Source organism: Streptomyces griseoflavus (genome assembly GCF_014649995.1).
In the GTDB taxonomy this organism is placed as follows: Bacteria; Actinomycetota; Actinomycetes; order Streptomycetales; family Streptomycetaceae; genus Streptomyces; species Streptomyces griseoflavus.
In genome coordinates, this window is sequence record NZ_BMUC01000027.1 from 1,245 (window position 1) to 26,963 (window position 25,719).

15 protein-coding genes and 1 pseudogene are annotated in these 25,719 nt (G+C 72.6%); 6 read left to right on the forward strand and 10 right to left on the reverse strand.

Features of this window, described 5'->3' with window-relative positions; translation table 11 throughout:
• From IE172_RS35020 to IE172_RS33200, 3 genes and pseudogenes are all read left to right on the forward strand, one after another.
• A pseudogene (locus IE172_RS35020) lies at positions 1–157 on the forward strand (ABC transporter ATP-binding protein); the annotation flags it as partial.
• 139 nt (positions 158–296) lie between these two features.
• Positions 297–2,495 (forward strand): CDP-glycerol glycerophosphotransferase family protein, encoded by a 2,199-nt coding sequence (locus tag IE172_RS33195; RefSeq protein ID WP_190101082.1) that lies wholly within the window; start codon positions 297–299, stop codon positions 2,493–2,495.
• Positions 2,492–4,150, forward strand: coding sequence for a glycosyltransferase family 2 protein (locus IE172_RS33200; RefSeq protein WP_190101083.1), 1,659 nt, complete (start codon positions 2,492–2,494; stop codon positions 4,148–4,150). Before IE172_RS33195 ends, IE172_RS33200 begins: the two co-directional genes overlap by 4 nt.
• A gap of 31 nt (positions 4,151–4,181) precedes the next feature.
• Here IE172_RS33200 and IE172_RS33205 read toward each other — a convergent pair whose 3' ends face one another.
• The 4 genes from IE172_RS33205 to IE172_RS33220 form a co-directional block, all read right to left on the reverse strand.
• Positions 4,182–5,717, reverse strand: coding sequence for a hypothetical protein (locus tag IE172_RS33205; RefSeq protein WP_190101084.1), 1,536 nt, complete (start codon positions 5,715–5,717; stop codon positions 4,182–4,184).
• A gap of 156 nt (positions 5,718–5,873) precedes the next feature.
• On the reverse strand, positions 5,874–10,826 hold the full coding sequence (locus tag IE172_RS33210) for an NAD-glutamate dehydrogenase (protein WP_190101085.1): 4,953 nt from the start codon (positions 10,824–10,826) through the stop codon (positions 5,874–5,876).
• A 486-nt stretch (positions 10,827–11,312) separates the two neighbouring features.
• Entirely contained in the window at positions 11,313–11,990 is a 678-nt protein-coding gene (locus tag IE172_RS33215; protein WP_190101086.1) for an HAD family hydrolase, read from the reverse strand.
• A gap of 46 nt (positions 11,991–12,036) precedes the next feature.
• Positions 12,037–12,531 carry a DUF6912 family protein gene (locus tag IE172_RS33220; RefSeq protein WP_190101087.1) on the reverse strand — a complete coding sequence of 165 codons (495 nt, stop codon included), beginning with the start codon at positions 12,529–12,531 and terminating at the stop codon, positions 12,037–12,039.
• 523 nt (positions 12,532–13,054) lie between these two features.
• On the opposite strand from IE172_RS33220, the gene IE172_RS33225 reads away from it, so the two are divergent.
• Positions 13,055–13,780, forward strand: coding sequence for an Rv3235 family protein (locus IE172_RS33225; protein ID WP_190101088.1), 726 nt, complete (start codon positions 13,055–13,057; stop codon positions 13,778–13,780).
• A gap of 89 nt (positions 13,781–13,869) precedes the next feature.
• Here the strand turns inward: IE172_RS33225 and secA are convergent, their stop codons facing one another.
• Positions 13,870–16,716, reverse strand: coding sequence for a preprotein translocase subunit SecA (gene secA, locus IE172_RS33230; protein ID WP_190101089.1), 2,847 nt, complete (start codon positions 16,714–16,716; stop codon positions 13,870–13,872).
• Between the two features lie 281 nt (positions 16,717–16,997).
• Between secA and IE172_RS33235 the strand changes: the two genes are divergently transcribed.
• Positions 16,998–17,567 carry a GNAT family N-acetyltransferase gene (locus IE172_RS33235; protein WP_190101090.1) on the forward strand — a complete coding sequence of 190 codons (570 nt, stop codon included), beginning with the start codon at positions 16,998–17,000 and terminating at the stop codon, positions 17,565–17,567.
• A gap of 49 nt (positions 17,568–17,616) precedes the next feature.
• Entirely contained in the window at positions 17,617–18,804 is a 1,188-nt protein-coding gene (locus tag IE172_RS33240) for a winged helix-turn-helix domain-containing protein (RefSeq protein ID WP_190101091.1), read from the forward strand.
• A 31-nt stretch (positions 18,805–18,835) separates the two neighbouring features.
• Here IE172_RS33240 and IE172_RS33245 read toward each other — a convergent pair whose 3' ends face one another.
• From IE172_RS33245 to mtrB, 5 genes are all read right to left on the reverse strand, one after another.
• The gene (locus tag IE172_RS33245; protein WP_190101092.1) at positions 18,836–19,579 is read right to left on the reverse strand and encodes a response regulator; all 744 of its coding nucleotides are present in this window, start codon (positions 19,577–19,579) and stop codon (positions 18,836–18,838) included.
• Positions 19,580–19,782: 203 nt separating this feature from the next.
• The gene (hpf, locus tag IE172_RS33250) at positions 19,783–20,475 is read right to left on the reverse strand and encodes a ribosome hibernation-promoting factor, HPF/YfiA family (RefSeq protein ID WP_190101093.1); all 693 of its coding nucleotides are present in this window, start codon (positions 20,473–20,475) and stop codon (positions 19,783–19,785) included.
• A 310-nt stretch (positions 20,476–20,785) separates the two neighbouring features.
• Positions 20,786–21,679 carry a ComF family protein gene (locus IE172_RS33255; protein WP_190101094.1) on the reverse strand — a complete coding sequence of 298 codons (894 nt, stop codon included), beginning with the start codon at positions 21,677–21,679 and terminating at the stop codon, positions 20,786–20,788.
• Between the two features lie 78 nt (positions 21,680–21,757).
• Positions 21,758–23,545: an LpqB family beta-propeller domain-containing protein gene (locus tag IE172_RS33260; protein WP_466427782.1), complete on the reverse strand. Its 1,788-nt coding sequence runs from the start codon at positions 23,543–23,545 to the stop codon at positions 21,758–21,760.
• 55 nt (positions 23,546–23,600) lie between these two features.
• Positions 23,601–25,718 carry an MtrAB system histidine kinase MtrB gene (gene mtrB, locus IE172_RS33265; RefSeq protein ID WP_190101095.1) on the reverse strand — a complete coding sequence of 706 codons (2,118 nt, stop codon included), beginning with the start codon at positions 25,716–25,718 and terminating at the stop codon, positions 23,601–23,603.
• Position 25,719: the final 1 nt, after the last annotated feature.

Consider the following 25,719-nt stretch of genomic DNA (forward strand, 5'->3'; position numbering starts at 1 on the left):
GCGCGGTGAGCTGCGCATGGACGGGCCGACCGACGAGGTGCTCAAGGAGTACGAGGCGTTCACCGGGGACAAGGCCGCCAAGCCGAAGCCGAAGCCCGCGGCCGCTCCGAAGCCGGCCCCGGAGGCCCGGGCGGCGAAGGTCCCGCTTCCCTCCTAGGCGGTGGCGCCCGGCGCGGACCATGCGGGAGGGGGCTTTCCGGCCCCGCCCGCGTGCCCCCGCACCCACTTCGTCGTATTGGTGTCAATATGACCGAAGAGGACTGTCCGGAGCGACGAGCCGCCGAAGGAGCCCCGCGATGCCCGAGCTCAGCGTCATCGTCCACGGGCCGAACACCCAGGACCACCTGACCGGCCTCCTCGGCTCACTCACCGCGCACCCCCTTCCCGGCGTCGAGGTCGTCGTCGCCGCCGTCGGCGACTGGGCGCGCGAGACGGCGGAGCGGTACGCCCCCCACGTCCAGGTGCTGCCGCTGCCCGCCGGCACCACCGACGCGGCGGCCCGGGCAGCCGGTGCCGCACGGGCCGGCGGCCGCTGGCTGCACTTCGTCCGCGCCAAGGACGGGCTCCCGCCCGGCAGCCCGCGCACCGTCGCCGAACGGGCCGCCGAACTCCCCGACACCGTCGACGTGCTGCTCCTGGACCACCTGCGCAGCACCTGGCGCAGCTCCGGCCTGCCCTCGGCGGACGGCCCCCTCCTCACCCGCGCGGGCCGCACCGAACTCACCCTCGACGACAGCGGCTACCTGCTGCGGCTGACCCCGCTGCTCGGCACCCGCGTGCTGCGCGCCGCCTTCTGGCGGGCGCACGAGGAGCGGCTGACCACCGACGACGAACCGCGCGCCGCCCTCACCGCCCTGCTGCTCGCCGGCCGCGTCGCCTGTCTGCCGCACATCGCCCACGAGGACCGCAGGCTGCGCCCCGCGAGCCTCCCCCCGGTCACCGCCGAGCAGCACGTCGCCCTGGTCGACCGCTACGAGGCCCTCCTCGACCTCGCCCGCGAACGCCCCGCCGTCTACACCGTGCTCTACGAGATCATGGTCCGGGACTGTCTGCGCACCTTCGCCCGCGGCGGCATGTCCGACGGCGTGGCCGAGGAGTTCTTCCACCGCGCCTCCCTCGCCGCCCTGCGCCGCCGTCCCGAGGGTTACCGGCGTCCGGCCGGCCTGGAGGGCGTCCGCCGCTCCCTGCTCGAAGAGGGCGCCTACACCAGGTACCGGGCCTTCCAGACCGCCAACCGGGCCCGACGCGCCGTGCGTTCCGCCGTGCGCGCCGGACGGCGCCAGGCCGGCGCCCGCGTCCGCGACCACCAGTACCGCACGGCCCTGCGCCGGCCCGTCGACCCGCACCTCGCGGTGTTCGCCGCCTACTGGTACCGCGGGGTCGCCTGCAACCCCGCCGCGATCGCCGCGAAGCTCGCCGAACTGGCCCCGCACATCCACCCCGTGTGGGTGGTCACCGAGCGGGGCGCGGCCCTGCTCCCGCCCGGCACCGATCACGTCGTCCCCGGCACCCGCCGCTACTGGGAGGTGCTCGCCACCGCGAAGTACCTCGTCAACAACGTCAACTTCCCGAACGCGGTGGTCAAGCGCCCCGACGCCGTGCACGTCCAGACCCACCACGGCACCCCGCTCAAGCGCATGGGCCTGGACCAGATGCCCTTTCCCGCGGCCGCGCAGGGCCTTGACTTCGACGCGCTCCTCGAACGCGTCGACAAGTGGGACTACAGCGTCTCCGCCAACAGCCACACCACCCGCATGTGGGAGAGGGCCTACCCGGCCCGGTTCGTCTCCCTCGACCACGGCTATCCGCGCAACGACGTCTACTACACCGCCGGCGCCGACGACGTGCGCGCGGTCCGCGACCGCCTCGGCATCCCGCCCGGCCGCCGGGCCGTCCTGTACGCGCCCACGCACCGCGACTACGAGGCCGGCTGGACGCCGCGCCTGGACCTCGCCGTGCTCGCCGACCGGCTCGGCGAGGACACCGTGCTGCTGGTGCGCGGCCACTACTTCTACGACGCCGGCGCCTCCCCGCTGACCGGTCTGCGCCGCTCCGGCCGCGTCGTCGACGTCTCGTCCTACGACCCGGTCGAGGAACTGTGCCTGGCCGCGGACGTCCTCGTCACCGACTACTCGTCGATCATGTTCGACTACGCCAACCTGGACCGCCCGATCGTCATCCACGCCGACGACTGGGAGACGTACCGCACCACGCGCGGTGTCTACTTCGACCTGATGGCGGAGGCTCCCGGCCCGGTCGCCCGCACCCAGGACGAGCTCACCGGGATCCTCACCACCGACGCCTGGCGCGACGAGAGCGCCGCCAAGGCCCGGGCCGCCTTCCGGCGCCGGTTCTGCGAGTACGACGACGGCCGGGCCGCCGAACGTGTCGTCCGCCGGGTCTTCCTCGGCCAGGACGAGGCGTCGCTGCCGCCCGTGCTGCCGGTCGGGGAACGCACCCCGGCGCCCACCCCCGAGGAGGCGACCGCGTCATGAGCACCGCCCGGACCCCCGACGTCACCGTGACGGTGATCGTGCACAACGACGCCGGACGGCTCCCCCGCGCGGTGGAGTCCGTACGCCGCCAGACCCACCGCGACCTCGAGATCGTCATCAGCGACGACCACTCCACGGACGACACCCCCCGGGTGGCGCGGGAGCTGGCGGCGGCCGACCCGCGCATCCGGACCCTGCGCCTGCCGGAGAACAGCGGCGGGTGCAGCGCGCCGCGCAACCGCGCCCTGGAGATCGCCCGCGCCCCGTACCTGATGTTCCTCGATTCCGACGACGAGCTGCCGCCGGGCGCGGTCGCCGCGCTGCTCGCCGCGCACCGCGAGCGCGAGATCGACTTCGCCATGGGCGCGGTGCGCCGGATCCGGGTGGACACCGGGCGCCGCTCCACCTGGATGCCGCACCTGGTGGCCGAGCGCCGCACCCTGGACGGCATCGGGGACGACCCGCGGCTGTTCTTCGAACACCTGTCGACCAGCAAGATGTACGCCCGTGCCTTCCTCGACCGGCACGACCTGCGCTTCCCCGAGGGCATCCACTACGAGGACCAGCTGTTCTCGGCGCGGGCCTACTGTCTGGCGAAACGATTCACCATCGTGCCCGAGCCGGTGTACCTCTGGTACATCGCCCCGTACGCGGGCTCCGACGCCGCATCCATCTCCAACCAGCGGCACCTGCTCACCAACGTCGCCGACCGGATCCACGTGCAGCGGCTCATCGACACGTTCCTGGTGGACAGCGGGCACGAGGCGCTGCGCGAGGACAAGGACCACAAGTTCCTCAAGCACGACTTCCGGATGTACGCGGGCGACCTGCCCTACCGGGACGAGGAGTGGCTCGCCTCCTTCGCGGACCTGGTCGGCCCGTACCTGGAGACCCTGTCGCCGGGCGCCTACGCCCGTCTCCCCCGCGCCGAGCGGGTGGTGCTCCGGCTGATCCGCGACCGCCGGCTGCCCGAGGCCCGGCTCGCCGCCCGGGGCCTGGGGCACCCCGTCGCCCCCCGGCGGCTGACCACCGACGCGGACGGCCGCACCTACTGGGGCGACCGCGTCCCCGAGTCCGTCGAGGCCCGCCGCGAGCTGGACCTCACCGACCTGGAACTCCACACCCGGCCCTTCTTCGGCGCCCAGTTCCGGCACGAGATCACGGAGCTCACCCGGGGCCCCGGCGCGTGCCTCGACCTGACCGTGCGGACGTACGACCCGGCCCTGCGCCTCCCGGTCGGTCCCCAGCGCGCGAGCCTCGTCGTCTCGCCCGGCCGGAGCCGCCTCTCCGTCCCCTTCCGTCTCTCCCCGGTCCGTCCCGGCGTCTTCGAGGGCCGCGTCCGGCTCGACCCGGCGGCGGCACGCCTCCCGCTGAGCGGCTTCGCGGGGGTGCGTCACCCGCTGGTCCACCTCACCTGCGGCGGCCAGGGCAACCGGAGCGTCCTCCTGGCCCCGCTCGACTTCCCGTCCTTCACCGCCCGCGTCCCCTACCGCTCCGGCGCGGCCCCGCACCGGGTCACCGTCGAGCCGGAGGGCCACACCCCGGGCCGCCTGCAACTCCGCTGGACCCCGACCGGCCTCACCGCCACCCTCCGCCCCCTGGCCACCCCCCGCGTACGCCGGGCAGCCCGCCTGCTGGCGAGCGCCCTGCGCTGACACCGCCTCACGCGGCCTCCTCGCCCCAGCCTCACCTCACCGCGTACAACACCAGCCCTTCCGGCCCCCGGGCCACCACCCGCAGCCCCGGATCACCGAGCAGACCGCCCCCGCGGTCCACCACCCACCGCACCCCGTACTCCCGTTCCGCCCCCCGCCGCACGGCCTGCGGCGTCCGGGCGCCGAAGTACGCCTCCGTCACGGCCGCCCGCCGCGCCTCGTCCGGCAGGAAGAAGTCCGGGTAGCCGGGCGCGACCGTGTACCCCCCGTACGCCGGCACCTGCCGCGCCGCCCGCCCCCGCGCCATCACCACGTCGCCGTACCCCACCCACGGCGTGATCCATCCGTACCCCTTCCACGGCGCCCGGTACCGGTCCGCCACCACCCCCGGCAGGGCGTCCTTCGGCACCACGTACCCGAGCGCCCCCGACTGCGCCCACCCGCCGGCCACCAGCGCCCCGCCGAGCAGGACCGCCCACCCGGCCCGCACCCACCGGCGCCCCGCCCCGACCACCGCCAGGGCCAGGGCGAGCTGCGCCGGGATTACCACCGCCGGCAGTGCCCGCCCCCACGAGTAGTGCCCGCTCAGCCACCCCGCCCCGACGATCACCACACCCAGCAGGAAGAACACCGCCAGCGGGTCCCTGCGGTCCCGCCGCCACCTCGCAACCAGCGCGGCCACCCCCGGCAGCACCAGCCCGTACCGCGCGGCCGGCTGCCCGTACAGTGCCCGGTGCACCGGCTCCAGCCCGTCCCCCGCCGCTCCGAACAGCGCGAAGAAGTCGTAGTACGGCCAGGCCCACAGCGCCACCACCCCCACCGCCGACGCGACGGCCACCCGCGGCCACACCACCCGGGCGGCCCGCGCCGCGACCACCGTGGCGACCGCGCCGGCCGAGGCCACGATCCCCGAGAACTGGTGGCAGAGCAGGATCACCGCCCACAGCACCCCCAGCGCGGTCCACGCCCCCCAGCCCGCCGCCCCGCGCAGGGCTCTCGCCAGCCAGGCCCAGAAGTGGAAGGCGAGCCCGAGGGTGAGGGTGCTCGGGTACGCCGCCGTCAGCGCGAGGGAGTGGAGCCCCGGGAAGCCGCTCCACAGGAACGGGGTGGTGCCCCACAGCAGCAGCAGGCTCAGCAGGGCGAGCGCGGGGGCCGCGGGGTTCGCGCTCAGCGTCCGGACGTACCGCCACACGCCCGTCACCAGCAGCAGCAGTCCGGCCGCGGCGGCCAGGCGCAGCACGTCGAACACGTCGAGGCCCGTCACCCGGGCGAGGCCGCCGAGCAGCACCATCCACGGCGAGTAGTACGGGCTGGGGGTGTCGGCGTCGACCAGCGGGTTGCCGGGGGCGAGCGGGCTGTGCCGCAGCCGCTGCAGCGTCGCCGCGTGCATGCCCAGGTCTCCGGCCCACGGCAGGCGTACGACGACCAGGCCCAGCAGCAGGAGGACGAGTCCGGCTGCGGCCAGGGCCGCGGCCCGGCCGACGGCCGCCGGACGGGACGGGGCGCGGGACGCACCGGCCCTCCCGGACGCGTCGGACGGCGAAAACGGCGAGAAACGGACAGTCACATTGGAGCCATTGCCCATAATGCCTGATACCCACCGATTCACCACCGATGCCCACCTAAGGCACCAAAAGGCGAAAGGCGCCCCGGACCCTCCGGTCCGGGACGCCTTCCCCGACGCCCTACGACGCCCTGTGCCCTACGACGCGCCGTGCGTCGCCTACGAGTGCGACCGCAGCAGCGTGCGCATCGTCCGCATCGCCACCGACAGGTTGGCGAGATCGAACGCGTCGGAGCCGTGGATCTCCTCCAGGGTGACGCGCGCCCGGCCCAGCAGCGCCGCGTTCTCCCGCTCCCACACCTCGAAGCGCTGCTGCGGCGTCGAGGTGCCGTCGCCCACCGCCAGCACGTCCGAGGTCACCGCGGCGTGCGCCGCGTACAGGTCCTCACGGATCGCCGCGCGGGCCATGGACTGCCAGCGGTCGGCGCGCGGCAGCTCGATGATGCGGTCCATCAGCTGGGTGATGCGCAGCCGGTCACCGAGGTCGTAGTACACCTCGGCGACGTCCAGCGGCTCCTTGCCCGTCCGGTCGGCCACCGACACGATGTCCAGGGTCGGGAAGGCCGAGGAGAAGCCGGCGACCCGGGTGGCGAGCTCGTCCGGGACACCGGCGCCGGTCAGCTCGTCGTAGATCTTCTGGTACCAGTCGAGGTCCGCGCCGCGCAGCAGCTTCGGCAGCTGCACCCAGACCTGCTCGACCCGCTCGGCGAAGAACTCCACCGTCTCCGCCAGCTCCAGCGGCTGCGGCCGGTTGTTGAGCAGCCAGCGCGTACCGCGCTCCACCAGGCGGCGCGAGTGCAGCCGGATCCGGGTCTGCACCTCCGCGTCGACCTTGTTGTCGAGCGCCTCGACCCCGTCCCACACCACCGAGGAGCGGAAGATCGCGCGGGCCGCGGTCTGCGCCCGGACGATCTCCTCCAGGGACGCCCCGGTCTCCTCGCGCATCCGGTGCAGGTATGTCGTACCGCCGGTGTTGACCGTGTCGTTGACCAGCACCGTGGTGGTGATCTCACGGCGCAGCGGGTGGCTGTCGATGTGCTCGGTGAACTGCTCGCGCAGCGCCGACGGGAAGTAGGCGTGCAGCAGCACCGTCAGGTACGGGTCGTCGGGCAGCGAGGTGTGCAGCAGTTCCTCGGCGACCGTGATCTTGGTGTACGCGAGCAGGACGGCCGTCTCCGGTCCGGTCAGGCCCTGCCCGGAGGAGAGCCGCTCGCGGATCTGCCGGTCGGTGGGCAGGAACTCCAGCGCCCGGTCCAGATGCCCCTCGCGCACCAGGTGCTTAAGGAAGCGCTGCTGCGCGTGCATCATGTCCTTGGACTGGGCCAGGGCGTTGGCGATGGCCGTGTTCTGCGCGTAGTTGGTGCGCAGCACCATGGCGCCGACCTCGTCGGTCATCTCGGCGAGCAGCTTGTTGCGCTGCTTGACGGTCATGTCGCCGTCCCTGACCAGGCCGTTCAGCAGGATCTTGATGTTCACCTCGTGGTCGGAGGTGTCCACGCCGGCGCTGTTGTCGATCGCGTCGCTGTTGAGCCGGCCGCCGTGCAGCGCGAACTCGATCCGGCCGAGCTGGGTCATGCCCAGGTTGCCGCCCTCGCCGACGACGGCGACCCGCAGGTCCTTGCCGTCGACGCGGATGGCGTCGTTGCCCTTGTCGCCGACGTCGGCGTTGGACTCCGTGGACGCCTTGACGTACGTACCGATGCCGCCGTTCCACAGCAGGTCCACCGGCGCCGTGAGGATCGCCTTCATCAGGTCGGCCGGGGTCATCTTGGTGACGCCGGGCTCGATGCCGAGGACCTCGCGGATCTGCGCGGTGACCGGGACGGACTTGGCGCTGCGCGGGAAGACCCCGCCGCCGTGCGACAGCAGCTCGGTGTCGTAGTCGGCCCAGGAGCTGCGCGGCAGCTCGAACAGGCGGCGGCGCTCGGCGTAGGAGACGGCCGCGTCCGGGCTGGGGTCGAGGAAGATGTGCCGGTGGTCGAAGGCGGCGACCAGGCGGATGTGCTCGCTGAGCAGCATGCCGTTGCCGAACACGTCACCGGACATGTCGCCGATGCCGACGACCGTGAAGTCCTGGGTCTGGGTGTCCGTGCCCAGCTCCCGGAAGTGCCGCTTGACGGACTCCCAGGCGCCGCGGGCGGTGATGCCCATGCCCTTGTGGTCGTAGCCGGCCGAGCCGCCGGAGGCGAAGGCGTCGCCGAGCCAGAAATTGTAGGACTCGGCGACCTCGTTGGCGATGTCGGAGAACTTCGCGGTGCCCTTGTCGGCGGCGACGACGAGGTAGGTGTCGTCCTCGTCGTGCCGGACGACGTCCGCGGGGTGCACGACCTCGCCGGCCACCATGTTGTCGGTGATGTCGAGCAGCGCGGAGATGAACGTCCGGTAGCTGGCGATCCCCTCCGCCATCCAGGCGTCCCGGTCCACGTTCGGGTCGGGCAGCTGCTTGGCGACGAAGCCGCCCTTGGCGCCGACCGGCACGATGACGGTGTTCTTCACCATCTGCGCCTTGACCAGGCCGAGGATCTCCGTGCGGAAGTCCTCCCGGCGGTCCGACCAGCGCAGGCCGCCGCGCGCGACCTTGCCGAAGCGCAGGTGCACGCCCTCGACGCGCGGCGAGTACACCCAGATCTCGAACGCCGGGCGGGGCGCGGGCAGGTCGGGGATGGCCGTCGGGTCGAACTTCATGGAGACGTAGTCGTGCGGGACGCCGCCGCTCGCCTCCTGGAAGAAGTTGGTGCGCAGCGTCGCCTTGATGACGGTGAGGAAGGAACGCAGGATGCGGTCCTCGTCCAGCGAGGCCACCTGGTCGAGGGCGGCGTCGAGCTCCTCCAGCAGGGCGTCCACCAGCTCGTACCCGGCGCGCTGCCGGTCCGGCGACATCCGCGCCTCGAACAGGGAGACGAGCAGCCGGGTGGTGTGGACGTTGTGCCGGAGGGTGTCCTCCATGTAGTCCTGGCTGAAGGTCGAGTTCGCCTGGCGCAGGTACTTGGCGTAGGCCCGCAGCACCATGGCCTGACGCCAGGTCAGCCCGGCGCTCAGCACCAGGGCGTTGAAGCCGTCGTTCTCCGCCTGGCCGGTCCAGGTCGCCGCGAAGGCCTCCTGGAACCGCTCACGGGCGTCGTCGCCGAGGTAGTCGAGACCGCCGCCGGGGGCCTTGGGCATGCGCAGGCCGAAGTCGTAGATCCAGGCCACGCTCCGGTCCGAGCAGCGCAGCTCGTACGGCCGCTCGTCGACGACCTCGACGCCGAGCCGCTGGAGCACGGGCAGCACCGCGGACAGGGAAACGGCCTCCCCCTTGCGGTAGATCTTGAAGCGGCGCTCCTCGGGGGCGGCGCCGACCGGCTCGTACAGGCTGAGTTCAAAGTCGCGCTGCTCGTCGAGCAGTTCGACGCGGGCCAGGTCGGCGACCGCGCTGCGCGGCGAGTGGTCGGCCTTGTAGCCCTCGGCGAACGCGCCGGAGTAGCGGCGCAGCAGCTCGGCGGCGCGCTCCTCGCCGAACTCGGCGTTCAGCGCCTCGGTGAAGCCGTCGGCCCAGGAGCGGGCCGCCTCGACCAGCCGGGCCTCGATGCGTTCCTTGTCGGCGTCGGACAGCTCGGGCAGTTCGGTGCCCTGCGGGACGCGCACCACGAAGTGCAGCCGGGAGAGGACCGACTCGGTGTTCCAGGCGGTGAAGTCGACGCTGATGCCGCCGAGCTCCTCCTTGAGGATGTCGATGATGCGCAGGCGCACACCGGTGGTGTAGCGGTCGCGCGGCAGGTAGACGAGGGCGGAGTAGTAGCGCCCGTACTCGTCCTGGCGCAGGTAGAGCCGCAGCCGGCGGCGTTCCTGGAGGTAGAGCACCGAGGTGACGATGGCCTGGAGCTCGGCGGCCGGGGTCTGGAACAGCTCGTCGCGCGGGTAGGTCTCCAGGATCTGGAGCAGGTCGCGCCCGTCGTGGCTGTGCGGCGAGAAGCCGGCGCGCTCCAGAACCTCTTCGACCTTGCGGCGGATCACCGGGACCCGGCGCACGGACTCGGTGTAGGCGGCGGACGAGAACAGCCCGAGGAAGCGCCGCTCGCCGACGACGTTGCCCTCGGCGTCGAACTTCTTGACGCCGATGTAGTCCAGGTACGAGGGCCGGTGCACGGTGGCCCGGCTGTTGGCCTTGGTCAGCACCAGCACCTTGTGCTCGCGCGCCTTCGCGCGGGCGTCGGCGGGCAGCCGCTCGAAGGACGGGCTGACCGGGTGGGCCTCGTCCTCGGCGTGGTGCGGGTCGGAGCGCAGGATGCCGAGGCCGGTGCCCGGGACGGCGGCCAGCGAGTCGTCCTCGCGCAGCTCGTACTCGCGGTAGCCGAGGAAGGTGAAGTGGTCGTCGGCGAGCCAGCGCAGCAGCTCGCGGGCCTCCTCGACCTGCGGCGCGGGCAGGTCGGCGGGGACGGGCTCGGCGGGCAGCGCCTCGGCCAGCGCGGTCGCGGCCTGGCGCATCTTGCCCCAGTCCTCGACGGCCTCGCGGACGTCGGACAGCACGCGCAGCAGGTCGGCGGTGATCTGCTTGAGGTCGCCGCGGTCGGTCTCGCGGTCGATCTCCACGTGGATCCACGACTCGACGTGCGCGTCGTGCGGCAGGCCGCGGGTGTCCTGGGGGAGGTCGCCGCCGACCGGGGTGGTGAGGACCTCGATCAGCTTGCCGGTCACGTCACGGCGGACCACGATCTGCGGGTGGATGACGACGTGGATGCCACGGCCCTGGCGGGTCAGCTCGTTGGTGACGGAGTCGACCAGGAAGGGCATGTCGTCGGTGACCACCTCGACGACGGAGTGGCTGCACGTCCAGCCGTTCTCCTCGACGGTCGGGGTGTGGACCCGGACGCTGGCGGTGCCCTGGGGGCGGTTCTCGGCGAGCCGGAAGTGCGAGTAGGCGGCTCCGAAGACGTCGACCGGGTCACGGTCGGTCAGGTCTTCCGGGGCGGTGTGCAGGTAGTAGCGCTGGAGGAACTCGAGCACGGTGTCCCGGTCGGGCATGCCCTTGTCCGTCGTCCCGGTCGGCAGTTTCCCCCCGGCCGGGCTGTTCTCAGCTACCCGGGCGGCCCTGTCGAGCAGCTCGGCCTTGGCTTCGTCCAGCTTGGTCTGCATGGTCCTCTGGCTCCTGTCGCGCGCCGTTGCGTGACGTAGAAGGAAGTACGGTCTCCGACCTCGTGGTGCGGTGGTACGACACGGGGTGTCCGGTCTGTGCCGACGCTATGCCGCGAGATGAGAGGAGCGGGGGCTTCTCGGCCGAATTCGACGAACTCGGCGCGTGTGACTCTGCTCTCGGTGAGGCCTGCCCGCCAGGGGTGCGCCGCGTCCCGAGCCGCCCGCGAAGACCAGCGACCGCCACCCGGGCACGGATGTCGTCCGTGCATGCCGGGCGCACAGCAGGGACGCGGAGGCCCCCGCGAGCTATCGCGCTGATCACGCCACCAAGGCTATCGCTCCGCACAGGGGCCCCGTCATGAGCCGTATGTGTACAAAACAGAGCCCCGAACTTTGACGTTCTGCACAGTGCCTTTTCCCGTCGCACCACCATCCGGACGCCACCGGGCACCCTGCGGACGGCGGGTCCCTCCCGGCCGGGGACGGTCAGGCGGCCGAAGCCAGGCGTTCCGCCTCCGCCACCGCCTCCTGGAGGGTGTCCACGACCGGGATGCCCGCCCCGGCGGCCTCCAGGCTCGCGCGCCCGTGGGAACCGCCCGTGTACAGCACCGCGCCGGCCCCCGCGTGCCGTGCGGCCAGCGCGTCGTCGGCGGCGTCACCGATCACCACCGTGCGCGCCGGGTCGACCCCGGTCAGCGCGCCGAGGTGACGCACCATGTGCTCCGCCTTGCTGCCCCCGGACGGTCCGGTGCGCCCGTCGACCCGCACGAAGTGGGTCTCTATCCCGAAGCCCCGCACCAGCGGGACCAGGTCCTCGTGCCCGTACATGCTGAGGATCGACTGGCTGCGGCCGGCCCCGGCCCACTCGGCGAGCAGCTCCTCCACGCCCTCGGCGAGCCCGCACCGCAGCCGGTGCTCCGTGTAGTGGCGGTGGAAGGTGCCGTCCATCAGCTCCCACTCCGCCTCGGTGGGCAGGCGTCCCATGAGCCGCTCGTAGAACTTCGGCACCGGCACGCAGTACAGCTCCCGGTACCGCTCCAGTGTGAGCGGCTGCAGGCCCAGCTCGGCGAAGGCCGCGTTCGTCGCCCCGATGACCGCGTCGACATCGTGGAAGAGCGTGCCGTTCCAGTCCCAGACGATGTGCGCGTCCGTGTGCGTCCCCATGCCCAGAAACGTACCCGCCGCCTCGGACATCCGGCAGACGCGCGGGTCAGCCGATCAGGTGGGGGATCTCCTGGGTGGCGAACCACAGCAGCTCGTGGTCCCCGGCCCCGTCCACCGTGTCCTGCGCGTCGTCGTCACCGCCGTCCGCCGCGGGCAGCGCCCGCGCGGCGGCCGCCACGTCCGTCTCCGCGTCCGCCGCGTCCACGTGCACCGCGGCCGCCTTCGCCAGCCGTACGGCCCCGGCGACCCGCACCTCACCGGGCGCGGACCCGTCGGGGGCGGGCAGGGCCGTCTCGTCCGACACGTCGACGGCGACGACGACCCGGCGCCGCGGCGCGCCGGCGTCCGCCGCCAGCAGGCGCAGGGAGGCCAACGCGGCGCCGCTCAGCGCGGCGTACTCCAGTTCCTCCAGGTCGTCGGAGTCGTACCACTCGCGCAGGGCGGGCGTCACGGCGTGGGCGGGGAACGGTCCGTCGCCCAGCTGCCCCGTCCTGTGCGCCTCGGCGAGCCCGGGGAGGGTCAGGGGGACGTAGACGCGCATGGTGGGCCGCTTTCGTGTGATCCGGGGGTCCGCGAGGCCCTTCAGGATACGTCGCGGTGTCCCCTATCGAGTTCTGCCCATACCGCCGAACACGTCAACTCCCGGCCAGGACATCACCCGGTACGCCCGCGCGAACACGGGGCCGGCGCCGCTCCGGTCACTCGGATAAGTGAATTCCGCCGCCTCTCCGACCCGCCCCATGCCTCCTTGCCACCACCCACCTTCACCCCGTACAAGATCCCCGACCGAAGTTACCGCCCGGTATCCCCGGCTCCCCCCGCCGCGGACACCCGGCCCACCGAACGGGGTCCCCTTGCACAAGGTCATGACCAGACACCGCCGCCCCACCCCCCTACCGCCCACCCGGGGCGACCGCCCCTCACCCGCCACCGAACCCCACCGCTCCCCGCCCCTCGCCCCCACCGGCCCACCGCAGGCACCCGCGCCCGCCCCCGGCCGGCTCTCTACCCCCGGTGGCGGCACCCCACAGGGCGCCAGCACCCCCGAGCCGCCGCAGCCGCCCGTGACGGCCCCCCAGCCACCGCCCCCCGACGGCACCCCTCAGGGGCCGTCCTCCGACGCCACCCGCCCGTTCCACCCCCACGCGGCCCGCACGGGGCGGACCGCGGCCGCCGGCGGGGAACGGCCGTCGCCCACCGGAACCGCCCCGCCCCGCACGCCCACCCTCGCGACCGCTCCCGCGCCCTCCCCCGGCGGGCGCAGGCCGGGCACCGCCGGGCTGTCGCGGCGGCCCGCCGACAACCGTCCGGCCGGCCGCGCGGCCCGCGGGCGGGGGCCCGCCTCCCCGGCCGCCCCCGGCCGGGGCACCCGGACCGGACCGGCGGCGGGCCGCGCCCCGCTCGTCGTCCCGCGCGCCGCCGACCGGCCCACCCGGCGGCCCCTCCCGCCGATCCGGCCCACCGACCGCTTCGCCGAACTGCTCCTCGCCGTCCTCAGCGGCCAGCGCCCCGTGCACGCGATGCTGCGGCACACCGCCGGGCAGGCCTACGACGAACTCGTCCGGCTCGCCGAGCGGGGACCGCTGCGCACCCGGGGCGCCCGCCCCGTCGTACGCGACATCGGCTGGTTCGAACCCCGGGAGGGCGCCATCGAGGTGTTCGCCCGGATCGGCGCCGGGGACAGGCTGCGCGCCATGGCCTTCCGCCTGGAACGCGGCCGCGACCTGCGCTGGCGCTGCACCGCCGTGGAGTTGGGCGGCCCCCGCCCCCGGCGCGCCGGCATCCGCTGACCGCCCCTGGCACGCCCGAGGGCCGGGCACCCTCAGGTGCCCGGCCCTCGGCCCGCTCACGGCCGCCCCGTCACCGGAGCGGCCACCGCTCACTTCTTGCGGCGACGCCCGCCCCGCGCCTGCTTGCGGCGCTCCGCGCGCGTGAGGCCGTCCGCCTCGGAGCGCACCGGCTCGTCGTCGGTGGCGAAGTCGCCCTCGACGGTGCCGCCCTCGCCGTCGACCGTCGGCGCCGAGAAGTGCAGGTTCCGCCGCTGCGGGGCGTCGAGCCCCTTGGCGCGGATCTCCGGGCGGGGCCCCGCCTGCGCGGGCACCGCGTCCTGCTTCTCCAGGTCGGCCACCGGCTTGACGTCCTCGACCGGGACCTCCTCGACCTGCTGCTCGACCTGGACCTCCAGGTTGAACAGGTAGCCGACGGACTCCTCCTTGATGCCGTCCATCATGGCGCCGAACATGTCGAAGCCCTCGCGCTGGTACTCCACCAGCGGGTCCTTCTGCGCCATCGCGCGCAGACCGATGCCCTCCTGGAGGTAGTCCATCTCGTAGAGGTGCTCGCGCCACTTGCGGTCCAGGACCGACAGCACGACCCGGCGCTCCAGCTCACGCATGATCTCGGAGCCGAGCTGCGCCTCACGGGCCTCGTACTGGGCGCGGATGTCGTCCTTGATCGACTCGGAGATGAACTCCGCCGTCAGACCGGCCCGGTCACCGGCCTCCTCCTCGATCTCCTCCACGGTGAGGCTCACCGGGTAGAGCTGCTTGAAGGCGCCCCACAGCCGGTCCAGGTCCCAGTCCTCGGGGAAGCCCTCGGCGGTCTCCGCCTGGACGTAGGCGTCGATGGTGTCGTCCATGAAGTGCTGGATCTGCTCCTGCAGGTCCTCGCCCTCCAGCACGCGGCGCCGCTCGCCGTAGATGACCTCGCGCTGGCGGTTCATGACTTCGTCGTACTTCAGGACGTTCTTGCGCGTCTCGAAGTTCTGCGTCTCCACCTGCGACTGGGCGGACGCGATCGCGCGCGTGACCATCTTGTTCTCGATCGGCACGTCGTCCGGCACGTTCGCCATGGACATCACGCGCTCGACCATCTGGGCCTTGAACAGCCGCATCAGGTCGTCACCGAGCGAGAGGTAGAACCGGGACTCGCCGGGGTCGCCCTGACGGCCGGAACGACCGCGCAGCTGGTTGTCGATCCGCCGCGACTCGTGCCGCTCGGTGCCGAGGACGTACAGGCCGCCGATCTTCTCGACCTCTTCCTTCTCGGCCTTGACGGCCTCCTCGGCGCGCACCATCGCCTCGGGCAGGGCGTGCGCCCACTCCTCGATGTGCTCCTCGGGGTCGAGGCCGCGCTGGCGCAGCTCCGCCTCGGCGAGGTCCTCGGGGTTGCCGCCGAGCTTGATGTCCGTACCGCGGCCGGCCATGTTGGTGGCGACGGTGACGCTGCCCTTGCGGCCGGCCTGGGCAACGATCGACGCCTCCCGCTCGTGGTGCTTGGCGTTCAGCACCTCGTGCTGGATGCCCCGCTTGCTGAGCTGCTGCGAGAGGTACTCGGACTTCTCCACCGACGTCGTGCCGACGAGGATCGGCTGCCCCTTGCGGTGCTTCTCCTCGATGTCGTCGACGACCGCCTCGAACTTGGCGACCTCGGTGCGGTAGATCAGGTCGGACTGGTCCTTGCGGACCATCGGCCGGTTGGTCGGGATGGGCACCACGCCGAGCTTGTAGATCTGGTGGAACTCGGCGGCCTCGGTCATCGCCGTACCGGTCATGCCGGACAGGCCGGGGACTTCCTTGCCGTCGTGGTCGCGGCGCTTGTACAGGCGGAAGAAGTTCTGCAGCGTGATCGTGGCGAGCGTCTGGTTCTCGTCCTTGATCGGCACCGCTTCCTTGGCCTCGATGGCCTGGTGCATGCCCTCGTTGTACCGGCGGCCGGCGAGGATACGGCCGGTGTGCTCGTCGACGATCATGACTTCGTCATCGATGATGACGTAGTCCTTGTCCTTCTTGAAGAGCTCCTTGGCCTTGATGGCGTTGTTCAGGTAGCCCACGAGCGGGGTGTTCACCGACTCGTACAGGTTGTCGATGCCCAGCCAGTCCTCGACCTTGGCCACGCCGGACTCGTGGATCGCGACCGTGCGCTTCTTCTCGTCGACCTCGTAGTCGCCGGTCTCCTCGATGCCCTTGAGCGGGTTGCCGGGCTCGCCGCGCTTGAGGCGCTTGACCAGCTTGGCGAAGTCGCCGTACCACTTGGTGGCCTGGTCGGCCGGGCCGGAGATGATCAGCGGCGTACGGGCCTCGTCGATGAGGATCGAGTCGACCTCGTCGACGATGGCGAAGTTGTGGCCGCGCTGGACCAGCTCGTCCTTGGACCACGCCATGTTGTCGCGCAGGTAGTCGAAACCGAACTCGTTGTTCGTGCCGTAGGTGATGTCGCTGGCGTACTGCTCGCGGCGCTGGGCCGGCGTCATGTTGGCGAGGATGCAGCCGACGCTCAGGCCGAGGAAGCGGTGGACGCGGCCCATCATCTCGGAGTCGCGCTCGGCCAGGTAGTCGTTGACCGTGATGATGTGGACGCCCTCGCCGGACAGGGCGTTCAGGTACGCGGGCAGGGTACCGACGAGGGTCTTGCCCTCACCGGTCTTCATCTCGGCCACGTAGCCCATGTGGAGCGCGGCACCGCCCATGATCTGGACGTCGTAGTGCCGCTGGCCCAGCACACGCTTGGCGGCCTCGCGAACGGTGGCGAAGGCCTCGGGCAGCAGGTCGTCCAGGCTCTCACCGTCGGCGTAACGCTGCTTGTACTCATCGGTGAGGGCCCGCAGCTCGGCGTCGGAGAGGCCTTCGAAGTCCTCTTCGATGGAGTTGACCTGGTCCGCGATGCGGTGCAGCTTGCGCAGGATTTTGCCTTCGCCTGCACGCATGATCTTCGAGAGGACGGACACGGGGGTTGGTCTCCTTGCCGGTCGGGCCTGGGACGGTCGGTTTCCGTTTCACTGACTGAGCAACGGCCATCGTATGCGAGGACCCCGCCACGCCGGGAGGCCTGCCGCGTGGGTGAGCGTCGGCCGGCTGCTCTCCCTTTCACGGCCGCTCCCCAAAGAACAACGTCCGAAGCCGCCGGATGGTGCCGCCCCGGCCCGGCCAATCGCGCGAAGGGTGATCATCGCCTCACGCACGGCGAAAGCGATGGCGCGCCGCACCTGCGCGTGAGCAGAATCGGCCGATGGAACCCGTCACGCTCACCACCGACCGCCTGCTGCTGCGCGCGGTCGGCCCGCAGGAGTCCGACGCCGTGTACGCGATCTGCCAGGACGCGGACATCCAGCGCTGGACCACGATCCCCTCCCCGTACCTGCCCGAGCACGCGCGGGGATTCACCGAGCAGATGGCACCCGACGGCTGGGCGAACGGTTCGATGTTCACCTTCGGCGTCTTCCTGCCCACCGGGGAGCTGACGGGCATGCTCAGCCTCACCATGCGCTCGCTCGGCACCGCCGAGATCGGTTTCTGGGGGGCGAAGGAGCACCGCGGCAACGGTTACGTCACCGAGGCCGCCGTCGCCGCCTCCCGCTGGGCGTTCACCCGGATGTCGATCGACCGCGTGGAGTGGCGTGCGGAGGTCGGCAACGCCGCCTCCCGCGCGGTGGCGGAGCGGGCGGGCTTCACGATCGAGGGCGTCCTGCGCTCCTCGATCAACAACAAGGGAGTGCTGCGGGACTGCTGGGTGGGTTCCCTGCTCCCTTCCGACCTGGGGCTCGCCTCCACGGCGCCCTACCTGCCCGCGAAGGGATGACGTCCGGACCCTCCACCACTGTCAGTGGCGCCCTCTATCGTGCGGACGTATGACGACCCTTCCGCGTCCCACCACGGAACTCTCGGCCGACGAGGCCCGCCGCATCGCCCTGCGCGCCCAGGGCTTCCTCGGTGCTCCCGATCGCCGCTCCGGCGTGCGGGGGGTCCTCCGCCACCTGGGCGCGGTGCAGCTCGACACCATCTCCGTCCTCGCCCGTTCCCACGAGCTCATTCCCTACGCGCGCCTGGGCGCGGTCGGGCGCCGCACCGTCGAGGAGGCCTACTGGAAGCAGCCCTCCCAGCCGGCGCACGCGTTCGAGTACTGGTCGCACGCCGCGTGCGTCCTGCCCGTGGAGGAGTGGCCGCACTTCGCCTTCCGCCGCCGCGCCTACCGCGCCCGCCCGCACTGGAACCACGAGCTGCCCGACGGCACCTACGACCAGGTGATCAAGCAGCTCCGCACGGAGGGCCCGCTCACGGCGACGGAGCTGGGCGGCGCCAAGCGGACCAGTGAGTGGTGGGACTGGTCCGGCACCAAGGTCGCCGTGGAGCGCGCGCTGATGTACGGCGAGGTGGTGTGCGTCGAGCGCCGCGGCTGGAAGCGGGTCTACGACCTGGCCGAGCGGGCGATCCCCGCGGACCTGCTGCGCGACGACCCGGCGGACGCCGAGTGCCTGCGCCGTCTGGTCGGGCTGGCCGGCCGCTCCCTCGGCGTCGGTACGCGCGCGGACATCGCCGACTACCACCGCCTCAAGGCCGAGCAGGTCGACGCGGTGATCGCCGACTCGGGCCTGGTCCCGGTGACGGTGGCGGGCTGGTCCAAGCCGGCCTGGGCCGATCCGGCCGCCCTGGCGGTGCCCCCGCGCGGGCGGCACCGTACGACGCTGCTGTCGCCGTTCGACTCCCTGGTCTGGGACCGGGCGCGCACGGAGCGGCTCTTCGGCTTCACCCACCGCCTGGAGGCGTACGTCCCCAAGCCCAAGCGGGTGCACGGCTACTTCGCGATGCCCGTCCTGGCGGGCGGCCGGCTCGTCGGCCGGGTCGACCCGGCCCGTGAGGGCCGCACGCTGGTCGCCAAGCAGGTCACGCTGGACGGCCGCACGGCGGTCCCGGCGGTGGCCGGGGCCCTGGTGGAGGCGGCGGGCTGGGTGGACTGCACCGACGTCCGCGTGGAGCGGGTCGACGCACCCGACCTGCGCGAGGCCCTCACCCGCGAACTCGCCCGCGTCCTGGCCTGACTGACCGCGCCTCAGCGGCTCTCAGCGGCTCTCAGCGGATTTCGAGGATCTTCTCCCGCATCGCGTAGACCACCGCTTCCATCCTGGAGTGCAGCTGGAGCTTCTCCAGGATGTTGCGCACGTGGTTCTTCACGGTGTTCTCGGAGATGAAGAGTTCCTTGGCGATGTCCCGGTTGTTCATCCCCGTGGCGACGAGTTTGAGGACTTCCAGTTCACGGTCCGTCAGCCGGGGCGCGGGCACCAGCCGGCGCTCGTCGGTGCGCTGGATCATCGACTTGAACTCGGTGAGCAGTTTCGACGCCATGGACGGGCTGATCTGGGACTGTCCGTCGGCGACCGCGCGAATGGCGGTGGCCACCTCGTCGGTGGAGATCTCCTTGAGGAGGTAGCCGGTCGCGCCCGCCTTGATGGCGTCGTAGAGATCGGCTTCCTCGTCGCTGATGGTCAGCATGATGATCTTCGCGCTGGGGGCGACCTCCTTGATGGAGGTGCACGCCTCGATCCCGCCCCGCTTGGGCATCCGCACGTCCATCAGGACGATGTCCGGCAGCAGGTCGGCGGCCTTCTCCACGGCCTCGGCGCCGTCCCCCGCCTCTCCGACGACCTGGATGTCCTCCTCGGCCGCGAGCACGATCTCCAGTCCGCGGCGGAACAGCGCGTGGTCGTCCACCACAAGGACTCTGATCGGCTCCTTGCGTGGAGTGTCCGCGTCCGGGCCCATGCCGACGACGCCGCCGGCATCCCCGTCCCGCATCGGTCCGAAGCTGTCCGCCATCGTTCCTCCCCCTGAAGGCTGCGGCCTGTGGTCCTGACCATCGCCAACCCAAGGCAACGGCCCATCGGTTGAGCCGCTGCCGCCATGATTCCATGCCCGGGCGGCACCGAGGTGCCGGTGCGGGCGTGAAGTGGGCGCACACCGGTGCCCCTGGGGGCGCACACGCGCGCACCAGGGGCACCGGCCGTGCTCTCGTCCGGCTGTCAGCCGCCGAGTGTTCCGCCCGCCTCGGGGGAGCCGCTCTCGGTGACCATCGTGTCGGTGCTGAGGTGGATCACGCCGTAGTCGTAGGCGTGGCGCCGGTAGACGACGCTGGGCTCCTTGGTCTCGGAGTCGACGAACAGATAGAAGTCATGCCCGACCAGCTCCATCTCGTAGAGGGCCTGGTCGAGGGTCATGGGCGCGGCCACATGGGTCTTCTCGCGGACGACGAGGGGGCCGTCACCCTGTACTTCCAGCGAGCCGATCTTCTTGGTGGGGACGCCTTCCGGCTGGTCCGACGGGACGCTCTCGCCCGCTCCGTTGAGTGTCGCCACGCCCGGGACGTGGTCGGGGACCTCGGCGGCCGAGATCCTGCGCGCACCGCGCCGCGAGAAGCGCTTGTCGTGCTGCTTGCGCAGCCGGGCGTCCAGCTTCTCCGCTGCCAGGTCGAGCGCCGCGTAGGGGTCGCTCGCCGCCGCCTCCGCCCGGATCACCGGACCGCGGGAGCGGAGCGTGATCTCCACTCGGTCGCAGCGGTCGGCCTGTCGGGGGTTGGGCTCCTTGGACACCTCGACGTCGAGGCTCATCACCTTGCCATCGAGCTTCTGGATCTTCTCCAGGTTCAGCTTCTCGGCCACGTGCTTCCGGAACCGCTCGGGCACCTCGGTCTTGCGGCCCTTGACGACGATGTCCACGCAGAACTCCGTTCCCGGATCACTCCGCCTCGGTGCGGAGTGACTCCCTTTTGCACCAGGCTCCGGTGACGTCCGGAGCCTCGGACTCGGTGACGTCCACCTCCTCCCCCAGGAGCGAGATCTCCAGTCCACCGGTGCGGGTGATTGCGAAAACCCCGCGACACGGCAATCGGATTCGAGAGGTGTGGCCTGCGGCTTTACCTCACAACCGAACATATCTCGCCCGGACGGATGTCGTCACCCTCTACCGCGCCATACCTCCATTCAGGTGTTTTTCCCTCTCATAACCTGCAACGACGCACCTACACAGTCAGTTCCGGTGTAATTCGAAGGCATCCGGTGGAGCCGCGACGACCGCGGCGCACACCGCGTCGACGATTTCGTCGGCACCACCCGCGACCGCCCTTCCCGGCGGCCGGCGGGGCCGCCGCCCCGTGCTCCGCCGATCCGGTCCGTTCCGCTGTTCCCCTCTCCTTTCCCAGGTCTCACCCAGGTACACGAGCGCGGGCCCCGAATCGCTCGATCCACCGTCGGGTCCGGTCCGCGCCGCCCGCACCGCGCGGGCCGCCTCGGCGAGCGACGCCCCCGTGGTCATCAGGTCGTCGACCAGCACGACCCGGCCTCCCCGCAGCAGCCGTCCACAGCCCGGGGCGACCGCCAGCGCACCCGAGAGATTGGCCAGCCGCTGCCGGGCGCCGAGCCCCGACTGGTCGGCCACGGCCCGCCGTTGACGCAGCGCGGGAAGTACCCGCACGGGTACCCCCGTGCGCCGCAGCTCACCCGCCGCCGCGTACGCGATGCGCCGGGCGGGGTCGTGCCCGCGGGCGCGCACGGCCCGCCGCGCGGACGGCACGGGAACGAGCAGCACCGGCCCGTCCCCGCCGTCGCGGTCCCGTCGCGGCTCCCCGGCCGCGCGCAGCCCGGCCAGCGCCGCTCCCGCCAGGGCCTCGCCGAGCGGCCGCGAGAGGGCGAGGGCGCCCCGCTCCTTGTGGGCCAGCAGCACCGCGCGCACCTCGTCCGCGTAGCGCGCCGCCGCGTGCACCGGCGGCAGCCCGGCCGGTTCGGGCGCCGGCCGCACCCTGCGCGGCGCCGTCCCGCTCACCGCCGTACGGCACGCGGCGCAGAGCACCGCACGAGGTCTGCCGCAGCCGCCGCACTCGGCCGGGAGAACCAGGTCGGTGAGGTCCTGCAACCAGTCCCGCATGGGTCCACTGTGCAGGCCCCCGACCCGCCCGGCCACCCCTGTGGAAAACTCCCGCCGCGGGCCCGGACGGGCGCGGTGTCAGCCCGGATAGACCGGCGCCGTCCCCTCCGTCACCTTCTGCCACTGGGCCCCCGAGGGCAGCCGGACGATCCCGTCCACGGAGTGCGCCACCAGCGGCGCCAGTTCGTCCTCGGAGGCGGTGACGGCCTGGACGCCGGTCAGGGCGGCGGGCGGCGTCACGTCCGGCGTGGAGCCGTCGACCTCGACGTACTTCATCTGCTCCACGCCCCCCTCCTCGCGTCCGACCACCACGAGCCGGCTGTCCCCGGCCCACGACATGGCGGTGACCTGTTCCAGCTCGGGCGTCGCCGAGCGCAGCTCCAGCACGGTGACCGCGGGGCGCTCGTCCGTCCCGCCGTCCGTCGTGGACCGTTCGATCCGCCCGATCAGCAGGGAACGCCGGTCGCCCTCCTCCACGACGAGCGCGATGCGCACGCCGTCGGCGGCCACCCGGACCGCCCGCACCCGGCCGTCCAGGCCCGGGGTGCGCACCTCGACCGGCTCGCCGCCGCCGTCCTCCAGCAGGTACAGCTTGGGGTTCCCGGGGTCGCGGTCGGCCACCCACAGGCCGCCCTGCGCGTCCCAGCTGGGCGCGGTCAGCCGGTCGTCCTCGGTCTTGCCCCGGCTGCTCAGCACGGGGTCTCCGAGGGAACTGCCCGCCACCAGCGAGGTCACGAACAGCGACTTGCCGTCGACACCGACCCCGGCCGCGCTGCGCTCGTCCCGGGCGACCGCCACCGACCGCAGCGTCGTCCCGCCCTCGCCCAGCGGCCCCGGCACCGGGTCCGGGTCGGTGTCGCCGCTGCCCGCCGCGATCCTCGCGAGCCTGCGCTCCCCGTCGACGAGGTACAGGTATTCGGGCTGGTGCAGCGCGCCGCGGGTGGCCACGATCTCGGCGCCCTCCCGGGTGAGCGAGCACAGCTGCCCGCCGCCGGCCCGCAGCTCGACCTCGTCCACGGCGGGGCTGAGGCCGCGCAGCGTGAAGAGCAGTTGTGCGGCCATCTCCTCGCACCGGCCGGTGCCGACCTCGGCCGCGCTGTCGTTGAGCGGCACGGTCAGGCGGCCCTGCTCGTCCGGCGTCAGCGGGCCGGCGCCCTTACGCAGCGCCGTCCCGGTGGGGAAGCTCGACCGGACCACGGGGTCCAGCCAGGTCGTGGGCCCGCCGAGGAGGGAGTTGACCATCCGGGTCGTGGGATCGACGTGCCGGCGCACGTAGACGGGGTCGGCGACCGCCATGGGCAGCGCCGTGCCGGCCGGCCTCGTCGTGTTCGAGGCGAAGTAGTACTTGTTGACGGACATGTAGTTGCGCTGGAAGTCCGACTTGCCCATGACCACGCCCTGCGGCACCGCGTCGATGCGCCACTGGCCGCTCTTCGCGTCCTTGGTGAGGTGCACGATCTTGTCGTAGGGCCCGGAGGCGGGCGCGAACGCCTGCTGCTCGTCGACGGTGGCGACCTTGCTGCCGGTCAGCGTGTAGGAGAGCGCACCGGTGTCCCGGTCCGGGCGTTCGGCCCGTGCGCCCGGCCCGTTCGACAGCACGGTGGTGGACAGCTCCGGCCGCCAGGTCTTCGCCGCCTCCGGCGTCAGGTACTGGCGTGCGGTCTTGTAGTCGGGATCGTCGCTGGTCAGCGCCTCCAGGAAGCCCTGGACGATCTGGGTGGGGGTGGCGTCCTCGCTCGGCGGCATGGCGAACACCCGCACCTGGGTGTCCTGCCGCGGCGTGGACTCCACGCCCCGCAGGTCGCCGCTGTCGGGCATCGAGGCGCACCCCGCCAGCAGCACGACACCGCCGGCGGCGTACGCCACCGTCCGCACCGTCGTCCTCCGGCCGCGCCCACCGCGCCCACCGCGCTCACCGCGCTCACCGACCACGCGAAGCCTCCCCGTCCCTCTCCGCACCCCGCGCCGCGCTGCCGCCGCCGGCACCTTCACCGCCGTCGTCCGGCTCCCCCTGTGACGTCCGGCGCGTGACCGCGTCGTCGTCCGCGCCGTCCTCGGCCGGCACCCCGGGTGTCATGCGCGTGCTTCCCGTCCGTGCCACCACGCGCGCGCCGTTGCCGGGCAGCGCGGTGGGGTCGGCCGTGGGGGTCACGGCCGTGGGCGGCAGCGCGAACGGGTCCCTGGCCGGCGTGTCGGCGCCCGGCTGCCGCACCGGCACCGTGGCGCTCTTCCCGCCGTGCCCGCCGCCGCTCGGCAGTCCGGCGCCGTCGAGCCCGCGGTTGCGCCGCGAGTCCTTGGGCTCCAGGGGTATCGGGGATCCCCGCAGCGGCTCGTCCGCGGTCCGCGGCAGGGTCAGCCGGAACTGCGAGCCGCCACCCGGTTCGCCCCACGCCTGGAGCCAGCCACCGTGCAGCCGCGCGTCCTCCAGGGCGATGGACAGCCCGAGGCCGGTGCCGCCCGTGGTGCGCGCGCGGGCCGGGTCGGCCCGCCAGAAGCGGCTGAAGACCCGGGTCGCCTCACCGGGCTTGAGGCCCACGCCGTAGTCGCGCACCGCCACCGCGACGGCGCCGCCGGCCGCGGCGAGCCTGACCACCACGTCCCTGCCCTCGCCGTGCTCCACCGCGTTGACGACGAGGTTGCGCAGCACGCGTTCCACGCGCCGCGCGTCGGCCTCGGCGACGACGGGCTGCTGGTCGCCGGTGATCCTGATCCGCGTGCCCTTGCGCTCCGCGAGCGGTTCCGCGCCGCTGACCACGCGCCGTACGACCTCGCGCAGGTCTATCGGCTCCGCCTCCAGCGCCGCCGCGCCCGCGTCGAAGCGGCTGATCTCCAGCAGGTCGGCGAGCAGCGACTCGAACCGGTCGAGCTGGTCGGCGAGCAGCTCGGCCGACCGCGCCGTCACCGGGTCGAAGTCCTCGCGCGCCTCGTGGATGACGTCCGCCGCCATCCGCACGGTCGTCAGCGGCGTGCGCAGCTCGTGCGACACGTCCGACACGAACCGGCGCTGCATCCGCGACAGGTCCTCCAGCTGGCTGATCTTCAGCTGGAGGTTCTGCGCCATCTTGTTGAAGGCCTCACCGAGGCGCGCGATGTCGTCCTCGCCGGTGACCTTCATCCGTTCCTGGAGCCGCCCGGCGGACAGCCGCTCGGCGATCCCGGCCGCCATCCGCACCGGGGTGACGACCTGGCGCACGACGAGCCAGGCGATCGCCCCGAGCAGCACGACGACGAACAGCCCGGCCGTCGCCAGGGTGCCCTTGACCAGGCTCAGCGACTTCTCCTCCTGGGTGAGCGGGAAGAGGTAGTACAGCTGGTACGGGTCCCGGTTGGGGTCGTTGACCTGCTTGCCGATGACCAGGGCGGGCTGGGACGGCTTGTCGGCGTCGTAGACGATGCGCGTGTAGCTCTGTGCCGCCGACGGGTTCTCGTCGATCCGCTCCCGCAGGGCGGCCGGGACACTGGCCGTCGGGTTGACCTCGCCGGAGGCGCGCGGGCCCCGCCCGCTGCCGCTCGCGTCGCCCGCGGGCAGGGTCACCACGTCGAAGGCGCCCTGGCCACCGCTGGAGAGGGATTCCACGAGGTCGCTCATCCACTGGATGACGCTCTGCGAGGGACGGCCGTCCGCCGCGGTCTCCTCGTCGCCCGTGACGCTCACGGCCTCCTCGGCCTGCTGTCTGGCCACCGCGAAACCGCCGGTGGCCTGGCTCTGGGACGCCTTCACCTTGGCGTCCAGCAGACCGTTGCGCACCTGGCCGATGACGACGAAGCCGAGCAGCAGGACCACGCCCAGCGACATCAGCAGCGTGGTGGCGACGACCTTGAGCTGGATGTTGCGCCGCCACAGCCGCATGACGGGCAGCAGCGGCCGGCGCACCCAGCGCATGAACAGCCGGACGACCGGGCTGCCCTGGACCCCGCCCTGCAGCAGCCCGCCCTCGAACAGGCGTCCCCAGCGGGAGCCCGCCGTCTTCCGGCCGACAGGCCGCTCCGGGCGGCCCCCGGGCCGGCCGGGCGCCGGAGCGGCACTGTCACCGGACATG

Excerpts from the sequence above, each read along its gene's own strand:
- IE172_RS33220 (WP_190101087.1), bottom strand. The coding sequence starts at position 12,531 with ATGCGCGTCTACGTCCCCCTGACCCTCCCCGGGCTCGCCGAGGCGCAC.
- IE172_RS33235 (WP_190101090.1), top strand. The coding sequence starts at position 16,998 with ATGGAACCCGTCACGCTCACCACCGACCGCCTGCTGCTGCGCGCGGTC.
- IE172_RS33200 (WP_190101083.1), top strand. The coding sequence starts at position 2,492 with ATGAGCACCGCCCGGACCCCCGACGTCACCGTGACGGTGATCGTGCAC.
- IE172_RS33240 (WP_190101091.1), top strand. The coding sequence starts at position 17,617 with ATGACGACCCTTCCGCGTCCCACCACGGAACTCTCGGCCGACGAGGCC.
- IE172_RS33245 (WP_190101092.1), bottom strand. The coding sequence starts at position 19,579 with ATGGCGGACAGCTTCGGACCGATGCGGGACGGGGATGCCGGCGGCGTC.
- IE172_RS33255 (WP_190101094.1), bottom strand. The coding sequence starts at position 21,679 with ATGCGGGACTGGTTGCAGGACCTCACCGACCTGGTTCTCCCGGCCGAG.
- mtrB (WP_190101095.1), bottom strand. The coding sequence starts at position 25,718 with ATGTCCGGTGACAGTGCCGCTCCGGCGCCCGGCCGGCCCGGGGGCCGC.
- IE172_RS33195 (WP_190101082.1), top strand. The coding sequence starts at position 297 with ATGCCCGAGCTCAGCGTCATCGTCCACGGGCCGAACACCCAGGACCAC.
- IE172_RS33210 (WP_190101085.1), bottom strand. The coding sequence starts at position 10,826 with ATGCAGACCAAGCTGGACGAAGCCAAGGCCGAGCTGCTCGACAGGGCC.
- IE172_RS33215 (WP_190101086.1), bottom strand. The coding sequence starts at position 11,990 with ATGGGGACGCACACGGACGCGCACATCGTCTGGGACTGGAACGGCACG.